The organism is Streptomyces sp. NPDC002926 (assembly GCF_053591755.1).
Genome location: NZ_JBSFUK010000005.1, coordinates 77233 through 89554, shown reverse-complemented (window position 1 = coordinate 89554; position 12322 = coordinate 77233). Strand labels below are relative to the sequence as shown.

12 protein-coding genes are annotated in these 12322 nt (G+C 70.5%); 5 read left to right on the top strand and 7 right to left on the bottom strand.

What is annotated here, in order from left to right:
- Positions 1-29 precede the first annotated feature (29 nt).
- Positions 30-548: a GNAT family N-acetyltransferase gene (locus ACWDZ6_RS11895; RefSeq protein ID WP_326651823.1), complete on the top strand. Its 519-nt coding sequence runs from the start codon at positions 30-32 to the stop codon at positions 546-548.
- Here ACWDZ6_RS11895 and ACWDZ6_RS11890 read toward each other — a convergent pair.
- The 3 genes from ACWDZ6_RS11890 to ACWDZ6_RS11880 form a co-directional block, all read right to left on the bottom strand.
- Positions 545-3085, bottom strand: a complete 2541-nt coding sequence (locus ACWDZ6_RS11890; RefSeq protein ID WP_451502754.1) for a zinc ribbon domain-containing protein — start codon at positions 3083-3085, stop codon at positions 545-547. The two genes, ACWDZ6_RS11895 and ACWDZ6_RS11890, sit on opposite strands and share 4 nt — an antisense overlap.
- Positions 3086-3340: 255 nt before the next feature.
- On the bottom strand, positions 3341-4252 hold the full coding sequence (locus tag ACWDZ6_RS11885) for a glutaminase (protein WP_451502753.1): 912 nt from the start codon (positions 4250-4252) through the stop codon (positions 3341-3343).
- A gap of 6 nt (positions 4253-4258) precedes the next feature.
- Positions 4259-5002: a demethylmenaquinone methyltransferase gene (locus ACWDZ6_RS11880; protein ID WP_451502752.1), complete on the bottom strand. Its 744-nt coding sequence runs from the start codon at positions 5000-5002 to the stop codon at positions 4259-4261.
- 81 nt (positions 5003-5083) lie between these two features.
- Here ACWDZ6_RS11880 and ACWDZ6_RS11875 point away from each other — a divergent pair, with 81 nt between their 5' ends.
- The gene (locus ACWDZ6_RS11875; protein WP_451502751.1) at positions 5084-5227 is read left to right on the top strand and encodes a hypothetical protein; all 144 of its coding nucleotides are present in this window, start codon (positions 5084-5086) and stop codon (positions 5225-5227) included.
- 1 nt (position 5228) lies between these two features.
- Here ACWDZ6_RS11875 and ACWDZ6_RS11870 read toward each other — a convergent pair whose 3' ends face one another.
- From ACWDZ6_RS11870 to ACWDZ6_RS11860, 3 genes are all read right to left on the bottom strand, one after another.
- Positions 5229-5876 carry an imidazolonepropionase-like domain-containing protein gene (locus ACWDZ6_RS11870; RefSeq protein ID WP_451502750.1) on the bottom strand — a complete coding sequence of 216 codons (648 nt, stop codon included), beginning with the start codon at positions 5874-5876 and terminating at the stop codon, positions 5229-5231.
- Between the two features lie 7 nt (positions 5877-5883).
- Positions 5884-7083 (bottom strand): cyclic dehypoxanthinyl futalosine synthase, encoded by a 1200-nt coding sequence (gene mqnC / locus ACWDZ6_RS11865; RefSeq protein WP_451502749.1) that lies wholly within the window; start codon positions 7081-7083, stop codon positions 5884-5886.
- A 193-nt stretch (positions 7084-7276) separates the two neighbouring features.
- On the bottom strand, positions 7277-8923 hold the full coding sequence (locus ACWDZ6_RS11860) for a serine/threonine-protein kinase (RefSeq protein ID WP_451502748.1): 1647 nt from the start codon (positions 8921-8923) through the stop codon (positions 7277-7279).
- Between the two features lie 203 nt (positions 8924-9126).
- Here ACWDZ6_RS11860 and ACWDZ6_RS11855 point away from each other — a divergent pair, with 203 nt between their 5' ends.
- Positions 9127-10176 (top strand): alpha/beta hydrolase, encoded by a 1050-nt coding sequence (locus ACWDZ6_RS11855; RefSeq protein ID WP_451502747.1) that lies wholly within the window; start codon positions 9127-9129, stop codon positions 10174-10176.
- Positions 10177-10240: 64 nt separating this feature from the next.
- Here the strand turns inward: ACWDZ6_RS11855 and ACWDZ6_RS11850 are convergent, their stop codons facing one another.
- Entirely contained in the window at positions 10241-11116 is an 876-nt protein-coding gene (locus ACWDZ6_RS11850) for a menaquinone biosynthetic enzyme MqnA/MqnD family protein (protein ID WP_366731057.1), read from the bottom strand.
- Positions 11117-11415: 299 nt separating this feature from the next.
- On the opposite strand from ACWDZ6_RS11850, the gene ACWDZ6_RS11845 reads away from it, so the two are divergent.
- Both ACWDZ6_RS11845 and ACWDZ6_RS11840 read left to right on the top strand, forming a co-directional pair.
- The gene (locus tag ACWDZ6_RS11845; RefSeq protein ID WP_003967102.1) at positions 11416-11619 is read left to right on the top strand and encodes a cold-shock protein; all 204 of its coding nucleotides are present in this window, start codon (positions 11416-11418) and stop codon (positions 11617-11619) included.
- Positions 11620-11871: 252 nt separating this feature from the next.
- A complete protein-coding gene (locus ACWDZ6_RS11840) occupies positions 11872-12318 on the top strand; it encodes a DnaJ family domain-containing protein (RefSeq protein ID WP_451502746.1) in 447 nt (148 codons plus the stop codon).
- Positions 12319-12322: the final 4 nt, after the last annotated feature.

The window sequence follows — 12322 nt, the reverse complement described above, 5'->3', positions numbered from 1 at the left end:
CTGATCCACAAACTGAAGGGCTCCCCCCTATGACCAGGCCGCTCCCCGCCGTACAGCTGCGTGTGCCCACCGACGAGGACGCCCTGACCTGGCACCGGGTCTTCAACGACCCGGAAGTGATGGAGTTCCACGGCGGGAAGGCGGCGGAGCTCTCCGTCTACGAGGAGCTGACCGCCCGGCAGCGCAGACACGACGCCGAACACGGCTTCTGCTTCTGGACCATGCTCGACGAGGACGGCGAGGTCATCGGCTTCACCGGCGCGCAGCCCTGGCCGCACGAGACCTTCGGCCCGGTCGGCGAGATCGAGATCGGCTGGCGGCTGGCCCGGGCCGCGTGGGGCAAGGGATACGCGACCGCCGCCGCCCGCACCACGCTGGAGCGGGTACGGGCGGCCGGGGTGGAGCGGGTGGTGGCGATGGTGAACGCGCGCAATGAGCGTTCGATCGCGGTGATCCGGCGGCTGGGGATGGAGCTGGCCGAGACGTTCACGACGCCGGCGTCCCAGCAGAAGGGATACCGCTTCCGGCTGGAGCTCCAGCAGCCCTAGCCCACTTTGAAGGTGTTGAGTGCGGTCGAGAAGACCACATCCTTGTCCCGGTCCCAGAGATCGGCGCGGTCGGCGGCGAGGATCGCGTACTCCGTGCCGTCCGCCGCGACGAACGCCTGGTCGATGACATGCCGCTGCAGGCCGCCCTCGTCCGGCTCGGGGATGTGCGTGAACTCCCAGAGCGCGCCCGGCCGTCCCTGATAGGTGTTCTTGATCAGCTGATCGCGCTCGTACCGGGTCTCGGGAGTCTCCAGGTGCTTCTTCTCCAGGGTGATGAAGTTCTCGTACGAGGTCATCGGCGTGTTCTTGATGACGCCGATCTGGAGATACGAACCGCCTGTCGGGGCTTCGTAGTAGACCTGGCTGCCCGACTGCCGGCGCCGCCAGCCGTCCATCACCGCGACGGTGAACCCGGCGGGGTCCTGCTTCAGCACAAAGCCTTGCGGGAGCGTGGCACCGCCCGGCGGAGGTGACGACGGGCCCGTGGACGGGGTGGCGGAGGGGCCGCCGGCGGGACTTCCGGAAGGGGATACCGAGGCCGGTGGGGCCTGCCGGGGGGAAGGAGACTGCGATACGGCCGGCTGCCCGTTCTTCGCCTCGTCGGGCGTGTCGTGGTTCTTCTTCAGGAGCAGTGCCCCGGCCGTGGCGCCACCGCCGATGACGAACGCGGCGGTGAGGGTGGCCGTCCACACGAGGACCTTGCGCCTGCGTTCGGCGGCGGCCGCCGCGGCGGCGGGATCGTGGGCGGCGGCCGGTGAGGCAGCCGCGGCGCCGGACGGTGAGGCGGAGAGCTGAACGGTGTTCGGGTGGTACGCGCCCGGGACCGGGGGCTGCGGGGCGGCGGGAGAAGGCACGGGCGCGGCGGGCGCGTCGGCCACGAACGGGGTCGCCGGGACGGCGGGAGAAGGCGCGGGCACGGCGGGCGCGTCGGCCACGAACGGGGTGGCCGGAGCGGGGGGAGCAGTCGGGCCGGCCGGCGCTCCGGGCGCGTACGCCGGGCCAGGTCCATATGCCGGGCCAGGTCCGTACGCCGGGCCGGGCACGTACGCCGGCAGCGTCGGCACCGCCGCCTGCTGCCCCACCATCCGCAGCACGTACGGGCCCAGGAACGTCGCCGCACCCACCCACAGCAGGCCGAACAGCAGCGCGTCCGCAACGCTCGGGGCGAACTCCGATGCGCCCCTGCCGCCCCAGTCCGACAGGCCGCCCGCCATGTCGGCGGAGACCCCGCTCACGCCCATGAACAGCAGGACAAGGCCCAGCGAGAAGCCTCCGGCCAGCAACTGTTCGCGACGGTCCGCCGAGCGGCGGGCCGCCCAGACGCCGAGCGTGAGCGCGCAGACCACGCCGAGGGCCACCGCCCCGGCGACCGCGCCGCCGCCCCACACATCACCGATCTCCGAGAGACCGAAGCTGCCGTGTTCCGCGCTGGAGCCGATCAGGCTGAACTGGCCCTGGACGTCGTACTTCACCGGTACGCCCCAGCTCAGCCCGAGGACCGCCAAGCCGATGTTCGGCAGGATCGGAAGGGCGATGAGCAGGGCCGTACCGTCCACGTCGTCGGCGTTGGCGTACACGATGAAGCCGACCAGCGAGCACAGGGCCACGACCACGCCGAGCGCCCGCACCGCCGTCCCCAGGGCACGCACCGTCGACCCGGCGGCGGGCCGCTGCGCCAGCCATGCGGCGAGGTCGTCGCGCTGGAGCACTCCGGCGGTCACCGCGAGCGAGATCGCCAGCGCGCCGAGCGCGGCCAGCAGCGGCGACGAGGAGATCTCCACGCCCGCGATGTCCGGCTGCGCGAACAGACCGAGTACCAGCACCACGCCGGTGACCAGCACCGAGATCCGTAGGGCCGCTTCCAGCCCGGCACCCCTCGTACGCAGCATCCGCGCGCCCAGGAAGAGCGCGCCGATCCACAGCACGGTCACCGTCAGCGGCACCAGCGAGAGCGAGGCACTGCCCTGGGCGATCGCGTCCATGCCCGAGCCGGAGCCGCCCGAGGTACCGGGATATCCGGAGCCACCGTCGCCGTACATCCCGTCCGGGGAACCGCCGCCGAAGGACCCGGAGTCCGAGCCGCCGGAGCCGAACGGCGTGGAACTGGCGGCCTTCACCTCGAAGCCACCGCCGAACGCCTGCAGCAGCATCGCGAGCGCGATCCGCAGCCGGTCGCTCCAGCCGACGACGACCTCGTCGTCCTGACCGTACGAGGGGATGGCGAGTGCCACCGCGAGTGCGAGCAGCAGTCCGGCCGGCCAGGCTGCGGCCTTCGCCGAGGCGAGCCAGTCGCCACGGAACGCCCGGCCGAAGAAAGCCCCGACGGGCGACGGACGAGCGGGCGCGGGCGCGGCGGGCGCCCCGGGAGGAGCGGCGGGCAGGGCCGGAGGAAGGGCGGGAAGGGCGGCGGGAGCGGCCGCCGGAGGCATCGCGGGCGGCGCCGCCGAGGCTTCCGGCGGCCGCTCCCGCCCGCATTTCATACAGAAGCGTGCCTCGTCCGGGGACGGGTTTCCGCAGTGCGGGCAGTACGACGCCATGGGGAGTGCTCCGAGGTGACAGGCGGGGACGGGAGATAAGCAAGCCGTAAACAACTGACTCATCTTCCTCACCCGCCGGTTCCCGTCAACTCGCCGCTGATACAAGCCGGTTCAAGCCAGGGCCTCGGTCTCCGTCTCGCGGCGACGTCCTTCACCCGGCCGGACGGGCCCACCGCCGCAGCGATCGGGGCCGGGACGGCACATGCGGTGGCGTCGTCCGGAGCGACAGGGGCCTTCCCGGCCGCCGTTCTCCGGCTAGAAGACCGACAGTCCGGTCAGCGTCGTGAAGCGGTCCAGCGCCGCCACACCTGCCACCGAGTTGCCCTGCTCGTCCAGACCCGGGCTCCATACGGACAGCGTGCAGCGCCCGGGCACGACCGCGACGATCCCGCCGCCCACGCCGCTCTTGCCCGGCAGTCCGACCCGGTAGGCGAACTCTCCGGCCGCGTCGTACGTACCGCAGGTGAGCATCACGGCGTTGATCTGCTTGGCCTCGCTGAGGGTCAGCAGGCGGGAGCCGTCGGCGCGCAGCCCGTGGCGGGCCAGGAAGCGGGCCGCCAGGGCCAGATCGGCGCAGCTCATCTCGATCGCGCACTGCCAGAAGTAGTGCTCGAGGAGGGTGGGGACAGGGTTGGTGATATTGCCGTAGGAGGCCATGAAGTGGGCCAGGGCGGCGTTGCGGTCACCGAACGCGGACTCCGACTCGGCGACCTCCGCGTCGAAGGCGAGTTCCGGGTTGCCGCTCTCCTGCCGCAGGAATTCCAGGAGTTCGCTGCTCGCGTCGCCGGTCAGGGTCTGCAGACGGTCGGTGACGACGAGCGCGCCCGCGTTGATGAAGGGATTGCGCGGGATCCCGTTCTCGTACTCGAGCTGCACCAGCGAGTTGAACGGGTTGCCGGAGGGCTCACGGCCGACCCGCTCCCAGAGGCTGTCGCCGCCGTGGGCCAGCACCAGCGCGAGCGTGAAGACCTTGGTGATCGACTGGGTGGAGAAGGGGCGTTGCCAGTCGCCGACTCCGTACACATTGCCGTCCACATCCGCGAGGGCCATGCCGAAGCGGTGCGGGTCGACGGAGGCGAGTGCGGGGATGTACTCGGCGGGCCTGCCGCTGCCGACCTGCTGTGTGACGTCCTGGGCGACCCGTTCCAGGACGGACTGGTAGTTCATCGGGGCTTACTGGGACCGGTCCTGGGACCGCGCCGCGGACGGGAACGAAGACGCGGACGCGGGCTTGGTGCCGCGGTGCAGCGCCACCACCCCACCCGTCAGATTCCGCCACGCGACCTTGGACCAGCCGGCCTGCCGCAGCCGCTCCGCCAGCCCCGGCTGGTCGGGCCAGGCGCGGATGGACTCGGCGAGATAGACGTACGCATCGGGGTTGGACGAGACGGCCCGCGCCACCGGCGGCAGCGCCCGCATCAGGTACTCGGTGTACACGGTCCGGAACGGCGCCCAGGTCGGCTGCGAGAACTCACAGATCACGACCCGCCCGCCCGGCTTGGTCACCCGGTACAGCTCGCGCAGCGCGGCGTCCGTGTCCTGCACATTGCGCAGCCCGAAGGAGATCGTCACGGTGTCGAAGACATCGTCGCCGAACGGCAGCTTCGTCGCGTCGCCCGCGGTGAGCGGCAGCCAGGGGTTGCGCTTCTTGCCCTCGCGCAGCATGCCGAGGGAGAAGTCGCACGGCACGACATACGCGCCGGTGACGGTGAACGGCAGCGAAGAGGTGCCGGTGCCGGCGGCCAGGTCGAGGACCTTCTGCGCCGGGCGGGCGTTCACCGCCTTCGCGACCTCCTTGCGCCACAGCCTGGCCTGGCCGAGCGAGAGCACATCGTTGGTCAGGTCGTAGTTCGCCGCCACGCCGTCGAACATCGAGGCGACTTCGTGCGGCTGCTTGTCCAGGGATGCTCGGGTCACGCACCCCATTCAAGCAGCACGCCTCCCGGCCGGAATCACCGGAACTGTCCCAGGCGCCTGTCGCCTCCCGCAGACCTCCTGATGGCGTACGCGCGGAGCCCGGGCAAGGCGATGATCACCACGCCGAGAAGCACCACGCCGCAGAAGCACCACGCCGAAGAAGCCGAGGGCGGCCCACCAGGACCTGGTCCCTTCGCGGTCACCGTCCTCGTCGTTCCGGCATGAGTCAGCGCGCCCGGTATACGAGCCGCCCGTCGAGGACGGTGGCCACGCAGCTCCCGGCGCCGGCGGTCCGCAGAGCGGCCTCGTCCGTCGCATCGAACACGGCGAAGTCGGCCCGGGCACCGACGGCCAGGGGGGCGTGCACGGAGCCCGCGAGGTCATGCCCCTCCACGAAGGGGTCGAGGTCCGGGCCGCCGACGAGAATTCCCGGGGCGCCCACCGACGGGACGACGGTAAGTCCGGATCGGGCGACGGCGGTCCGCAGGACCGGGTCGTCCAGCGTGACCGCCAGCGCCGTGGTGCCGTGCCGCAGCATCCTCTGCAGCCCGCGGCGCACGCTGCCCGCCCAGCGGGCAGCGTCCAGCTCCAGCGCCTCCAGCTCCGCTCCGGACAGCGGCAGTTCACCGAGCTCGCCGGACTCCCGCGGGTCGGGGTGGTAGCAGCGCTTCAGCAACCAGGTGCCGTGCCACTGACGCAGGCCGGGTGTCAGAACACCGGGCCAGTGGCGGACGCGGGCCCGCGGACGGTCCGCCGCCAGCTCCCGGTACGGGCCGATGGCCGCGATCCGGTTGCCGTCGACGACGACCGCACCGTCCGGCACCGGCGCCGCGCCGACCGGCAGAACCAGCGGCGCGGCGTGAATCGTCAGCAAGACAGCCTCAGTTGGACGCAAGCAGTTTCAGCTCGGGATGCGCCGTACCGCCCGCGATCGCCGTCGACGAGATGTGCGAGGCCACGCGCTCGTCGACCGGGTCGTTCGCCGGGTCGTCGTGCACCACGATGTGCTCGTACGTCGTCGTCCGCTGCGCCGGGACACGGCCCGACTTGCGGATCAGGTCGATGATCTCCATCCGGTTCGACCGGTGCTTCGCGCCCGCCGCGGAGACCACGTTCTCCTCGAGCATGATCGATCCCAGGTCGTCCGCGCCGTAGTGCAGCGAGAGCTGGCCGACCTCCTTGCCCGTGGTCAGCCACGAGCCCTGGATGTGGGCCACATTGTCGAGGAAGAGCCGCGCGATCGCGATCATGCGCAGGTACTCGAAGAGCGTCGCCTGCGTACGGCCCTTGAGGTGGTTGTTCTCCGGCTGGTACGTGTACGGGATGAAGGCCCGGAAGCCGCCCGTCCGGTCCTGCACCTCGCGGATCATCCGCAGATGCTCGATCCGCTCGGCGTTGGTCTCGCCGGTGCCCATCAGCATCGTCGACGTCGACTCGACGCCCAGCCGGTGCGCGGCCTCCATGATCTCCAGCCAGCGCTCGCCGGACTCCTTGAGCGGCGCGATCGCCTTGCGCGGCCGCTCGGGCAGCAACTCGGCGCCGGCGCCCGCGAAGGAGTCGAGCCCGGCGCTGTGGATGCGCTGGATCGCCTCCTCGACGGAGACCTTGGAGATACGGGCCATGTGCTCGACCTCGGAGGCGCCGAGGGAGTGGATGACCAGCTGCGGGTACGCCTTCTTGATCGCGGCGAAGTGCTTCTCGTAGTACTCGACGCCATAGTCCGGGTGGTGCCCGCCCTGGAACATGATCTGCGTGCCGCCGAGCTCCACGGTCTCGGCGCAGCGCCGCAGAATGTCGTCGAGGTCGCGCGTCCAGCCCTTCTCGACGTCCTTCGGCGGGGCGTAGAAGGCGCAGAACTTGCACGCCGTGACGCACACGTTGGTGTAGTTGATGTTGCGCTCGATGATGTACGTCGCGATGTGCTCCGTACCGGCGTACCGGCGCCGGCGTACGGCGTCCGCCGCGGCGCCCAGCGCGTGCAGCGGCGCGGAACGGTAGAGGTCGAGCGCCTCCTCCGGGGTGATCCGGCCCCCATCGGCAGCACGGTCCAGCACGGACTGAAGGTCGGCCTTCTCGGTCACCGGGCGTCACCTTTCGGCGGTGTTTCAGAGCATCTGCGGGCCGATCCAGCGTACGCCAGCCGTTGTGGCGATCCGCGGGCGCGGTCGCGAGGCACGGCGGCCGGTCGCCGCTCCCGGTCCATCCCGGTCAGCCCGGTCCATCCCGCCAGCCCGGCCTGTCCGGTGAGTCCGTCCGTCCGGTGAGTCCGTCCGGTCACCGCTCCCGGTCCAACAGCGCACGCGGGTCGCCCGCCCGTGGTTCCTGGGACGTGTACTGCATGCGGGCTCCGGTGAGTCGCAGCTTCACCGTGTGCGTGCCCGGCGTGCAGTTGTTTCCCGCCTTGCCGCTGGACTTGCCGTCGGCGACGAGTTCGGTCGTGGTCGCGCTCCGCAGCACCAGGTTGTCCTCGCAGGCGAAGTTCCCGAGGACGTCGAACTGGTTGACCGTGCCGATCTTCGCGCCGGCCTTCCCGGTGCCGATCACGACCCTGAAGGTCCCGGCGCTGATCTTGCTGCCGGCGAGTTCGACGTCGAACGGCCCCTTCCAGGCGCCGATGAAGGCCTTCGGCACCTCCTTCGCCGACTCGCCCGGCTCGGTCGGCTCGGCCGCTGAACCGTCCGAGGGCTCCGCCGACGGGCTGCCCGCCGGCGGCCGGGCCGCCGTGTCGCTGCCCTTGTCGTTCCTACCCGGGAGCAGATCGAACAGCACCGCGCCGCCGAACGTCACCGCAGCCAGCGCGCCCGCCACCGCCAGGGCCACCGTGCAGCTCACCTTCCGGCCACCGCGCTCGCCCGGAGCACCGGATCTCGTCGGTACGGAGTCGGCCGTCACCGACACGGACAGCCGCGCGTTGGAGGCACCCTGCGTCGGCGGCGGCGCGTCCCGGGGCGGCTCCACCGGCGGCCCGAAGACCCCGACCGCCGGGCTGCTGAACGCGACCGGCCCCGACACCACCGGGTCCGGGGAAGGTTCCAGGTTCAGCAGTGTCACCGCCGCCCTGCTGACCTCTTCCACCAGCGGTCCCGGCAGCCACCCGGCCCCGACCAGTCCGGCCGCCCCGCCGGGCGCGAGCCTGCTCGCGATCTCGGCCGGCGCGGGCCGCGCCGCCGGGTTCTTGGCGAGGCAGTCGGCGACCAGCTCCCGCAAGTCGCCCTCGAGGGAGCCCAGTTCGGGCTCCTCATGCACCACCTTGTAGAGCAGCGCGGCCGAGGAGTCGCCCGGGAAGGGCGCCTCGCCCGTCGCCGCGTACGCAAGCACCGCGCCCAGCGAGAAGACATCCGCCGCTGCCGTGACGCCCTTGCCGAGGATCTGTTCCGGCGACATATAGCCGGGCGAGCCGACCGAGACCCCGGTGGAGGTGAGCGAGGCGGTGCCGTCGGTGGCCCGGGCGATCCCGAAGTCGATCAGCCGCGGACCGTCCAGCGTGAGCAGCACATTGGACGGCTTCACATCCCGGTGCACCAGCTCCAGCGCATGCACGGCCGCCAGTGCCTCCGCGAGTCCGGCGCCCAGCACCCGTACCGCGGGGACGGGCAGTGGACCGTGCGAGCTCACCGCCTGGGACAGGGCCGGACCGGCCACATAGCCGGTGGCGACCCACGGCACGGAGGCCTCCGGGTCGGCGTCCAGCACCGGCGCCGTCCACTTCCCGCCGACCCGCCGCGCCGCCTCCACCTCACGTCTGAACCGCGCCCGGAACTCCTCGTCCAGCGCGAAATGCGGATGGACGACCTTCACAGCGACCGTACGGCCGCCGGCACTGCGCCCCAGATAGACGCGGCCCATTCCCCCCGCTCCGAGCCTGCCGAGCAGCCGGTACGCACCGATGCTCCGCGGGTCGCCCGGATCCAGCGGCTGCATCTGCACTCCCCCGATTGCCTTGCTTTTCGCCTTGTGTTGCACGTGCTGCGCTTCAGCCTAGGGCCCGCCGTGGGCCGCATCACGAGGATTCCCGCCGCCCGGGAGCCAACCGAACAGAGCCAACCGTCATCTCCCTGTGCGTAAATCACACGTCTTGTCCGAAACCGTCCGTGCCGACGGTGCCAGAACCTTCGGAGCCTTCCATGAAACGCCTGTCCAAGGCCCTCATAGCCGCCGTCGCCATCGGCTCTGTCGCGCTCGTCGCCGGGTGCTCGGACGAAGGCGATCCGGTCTCCTTCGACGGCCCCGGTGCCAAGTCCCCCGCCGGGCAGCCGGGTGGCGGCGCACAGGACAGCGACGGCGGCCGGGGGGCGGACGAAGCCGCCGCGAAGACCCTGATGCCGACGGGCCCGAAGGCCTCGTTCACCACGCAGAACACCCTCGACGACGGCACGAAGATCGGCGTCACCACGCTGGAGGGCGCCAAGTCCGGTTTCACGGGCAAGGTATGGGTGTGGGCGCCGAAGCAGTACTTCGACCCGCAGTACGCGAACAGCGGTTTCCCCGTACTGATAGCGCTGCCCGGCGGCAACGGCTATCCGAAGAACTACTGGATGGGCACCGACCTCAAGCTGCAGAGCAGCATCAGCAAGTGGTCGAAGGAAGGCAAGAGCCTCCCGTTCGTCGTGGTGATGCCGGTACTCAATCCGGACGCCAAGTACTACTACGACGGCAGCGACATACCGGGGCAGCCGAAAATGGGCACCTGGATGACCGAGGACGTCCCCGACTTCGTCAAGGCCAATTTCCGTACCTTCAAGTCCCGCGACGGCTGGGCCTTCATGGGCTCCTCATCCGGCGCGTTCGTCGGGCTGAAGTCCGTACTGCAGCACCCGGGCAAGTTCAAGGCCGTGATCGCTTCCGGCCCGGACACCGTGCCCGACTCCCCGCTGTGGGGCAGCCATACGAAGGAGCGGGCCGCCAACAATCCGGAGAAGCTCGCGAAGGCCCTTTCCACCAAACCCGCGGGCAAGGACAAGGACGTCTGTCTCGCGTTCCAGATAGGCAGCAAGGAGGCCGGGATGAACAACCTCAAGCGCTTCATCCGGGACTACGGCAAAGGCCCGGTGAAAACCCGCCTGCAGATCATCCAGGGCGGCGAGCACAACGCCAAGACCTATGTGAAGGGCATGGGGGACGGGACCATTCAGTGGATCAGCGCGCACATGCAGGCGCCCATCCCCAGCTCGTAGACCGCCCCGCGGACCGCCCGGATCCGAAGATCCCCACCCCGTGGACGGTCCGCCCCGCAGACCGTCAGCCGCCGAGCAGCTCGACCGTCACATCCGCCGCGAACCCGGTCGTCGGGCCGGTACGGCGCGCGAATTCCCGTACGCCGGCGAGCTGCTCGGGCCCGAAGCGGAAGTCCAGTGTCGTGAAGTAGCGCTCCAGCAGCTCCGCGTCGAAGATCTCCCAGCGCGCCGCCTGCTCCGCGACCTTGGTGACCTCCTCCAGGGACAGGTCCCGCGAGGCGAGGAAGGCCTCGTGCACCCTCTCCACGACGAAGGGCTCGCGCGCCAGATAGTCCTTGCGCGCCGCCCACACCGCGAACACGAAGGGCAGTCCCGTCCACTGCTTCCACATCAGCCCCAGGTCGTGGACCTGGAGGCCGAGCCTCGGGGCGTCGTGCAGCGAAGCGCGCAGCGCGGCGTCCCCGATCAGCACGGCCGCCTCCGCCTCCTGCATCATCAGGCCCAGGTCGGGCGGACACGAGTAGTAGTCGGGCGTCACCTTGTACTGCTCGGCGAGCAGCAGCTGCGCCAGCCGTACCGACGTGCGCGAGGTGGAACCGAGCGCCACCCGCGCCCCGTCCAGCTGTTCCAGCGGAACCTGGGACACGATCACGCAGGACATGACAGGCCCGTCGCAGCCGACCGCGAGGTCGGGGAATGCGACCAGCTGATCGGCGTTGCGCAGGAATTCCACGAGGGTGATCGGCGCGATGTCGAGCTCGCCTCGCACGAGCTTCTCGCTGAGCTTCTCCGGGGTGTCCTTCGTCAGCTCGAAATCGAGGAGAGTTCCGGTCCGCGCCAGCCCCCAGTACAGGGGCAGACAGTTCAGGAACTGGATGTGGCCGACACGGGGCCGGCTGCGACGGTGGTCGGTTGCTGTGCTTTCTCCAAGACTGTCCACATCGCGAGGCTAGCCCCGCGGCCGGCGGTTGACGGCGCCGGGGCCGGGCCCAGGACGCACGACTTCCCGCGCCCCGTCCGAGCTGCACCGTCAGCCGATTTGGGTCCCGTCCAACTCACGGGTGACGTGATCTTTCCCTCTACCGCTGCGCACACGCTGCGTGCTAGGCTCGACGCAAGTTGCAGTTTGGTTTCCCTTGCAGTACAGAGCCTGCGGAGCATGTAACCCGCAGGCTTTTGTAGTTTTCAGACTTCTTGCAGGTTCTGGAGCAGGGCAACCCTTTGGCCCAAGGAGGGCTTATGGCTACCGGAACCGTCAAGTGGTTCAACGCTGAAAAGGGCTTCGGCTTCATCGCCCAGGACGGCGGCGGCCCGGATGTCTTCGTCCACTACTCCGCGATCAACGCGTCTGGTTTCCGCTCTCTCGAGGAGAACCAGGTCGTGAACTTCGACGTCACCCAGGGCCCGAAGGGCCCGCAGGCGGAGAACGTCACCCCGGCCTAGTCAGCCAGGGTCGGCGATCGCGCACGACTCAGCAGTACCAAGGAGCCCCGTTCCGTATGGATCGGGGCTCCTGCCTTGTCGCTCGAGAACGCCGCCGTGTTGATCTTCCGCGTGCCCATGGCCCGCGCTGCGTGCGGCTGGAGGGGCACCACGGTGCCGGGACGCCGCCCCGGTGTTCCCACGGCCACGGACGCCCCGGGCCCGCGCGCCCCGCCCCGCCTACCCTGGAGGCAGGAGACGGGAGGAGCGGACGTGACCGAACGCAAACCCCCTGGTGTCAGCTTCGAGTCGTGGGTGGAGAGGCAGATCAGGGAAGCGACGGAGCGGGGCGACTTCTCGTCCCTGGCCGGCTTCGGGAAACCGCTGCCGGACGACACCGCACCGTACGACGAACTGTGGTGGGTCAAGGACAAGTTGCACCGCGAGGGCGTCTCCGTGCTGCCTGGGACGCTCGCCCTGCGCAAGGAGGCCGAGGACGCCCGGGAGGCGGTCGGCAGCGCCGCGACGGAAGCCCGCGTGCGGTCCGTCCTCACCGCGGTCAACGAGAAGATCGAGGCGGCGATCCGCCGCCCGCCGCCGGGCCCGCCGCTGGGACTGAAGCCCTTCGACGTCGAGGCTGTCGTACGCGAATGGCGGGCGCGGAGGGCTGAGGCGCACCCCCTGACCGGCCCTGACCGGACCGGCCCTGACCGGCCCTGACGTG

Bases quoted from the DNA above. Each gene is read 5' to 3' on its own strand.
- ACWDZ6_RS11895 (WP_326651823.1), top strand. From the start codon at position 30: ATGACCAGGCCGCTCCCCGCCGTACAGCTGCGTGTGCCCACCGACGAG.
- ACWDZ6_RS11875 (WP_451502751.1), top strand. From the start codon at position 5,084: ATGGCGTACGCGCGGAGCCCGGGCAAGGCGATGATCACCACGCCGAGA.
- ACWDZ6_RS11855 (WP_451502747.1), top strand. From the start codon at position 9,127: ATGAAACGCCTGTCCAAGGCCCTCATAGCCGCCGTCGCCATCGGCTCT.
- ACWDZ6_RS11845 (WP_003967102.1), top strand. From the start codon at position 11,416: ATGGCTACCGGAACCGTCAAGTGGTTCAACGCTGAAAAGGGCTTCGGC.
- ACWDZ6_RS11860 (WP_451502748.1), bottom strand. From the start codon at position 8,923: ATGCAGCCGCTGGATCCGGGCGACCCGCGGAGCATCGGTGCGTACCGG.
- ACWDZ6_RS11890 (WP_451502754.1), bottom strand. From the start codon at position 3,085: ATGGCGTCGTACTGCCCGCACTGCGGAAACCCGTCCCCGGACGAGGCA.
- ACWDZ6_RS11885 (WP_451502753.1), bottom strand. From the start codon at position 4,252: ATGAACTACCAGTCCGTCCTGGAACGGGTCGCCCAGGACGTCACACAG.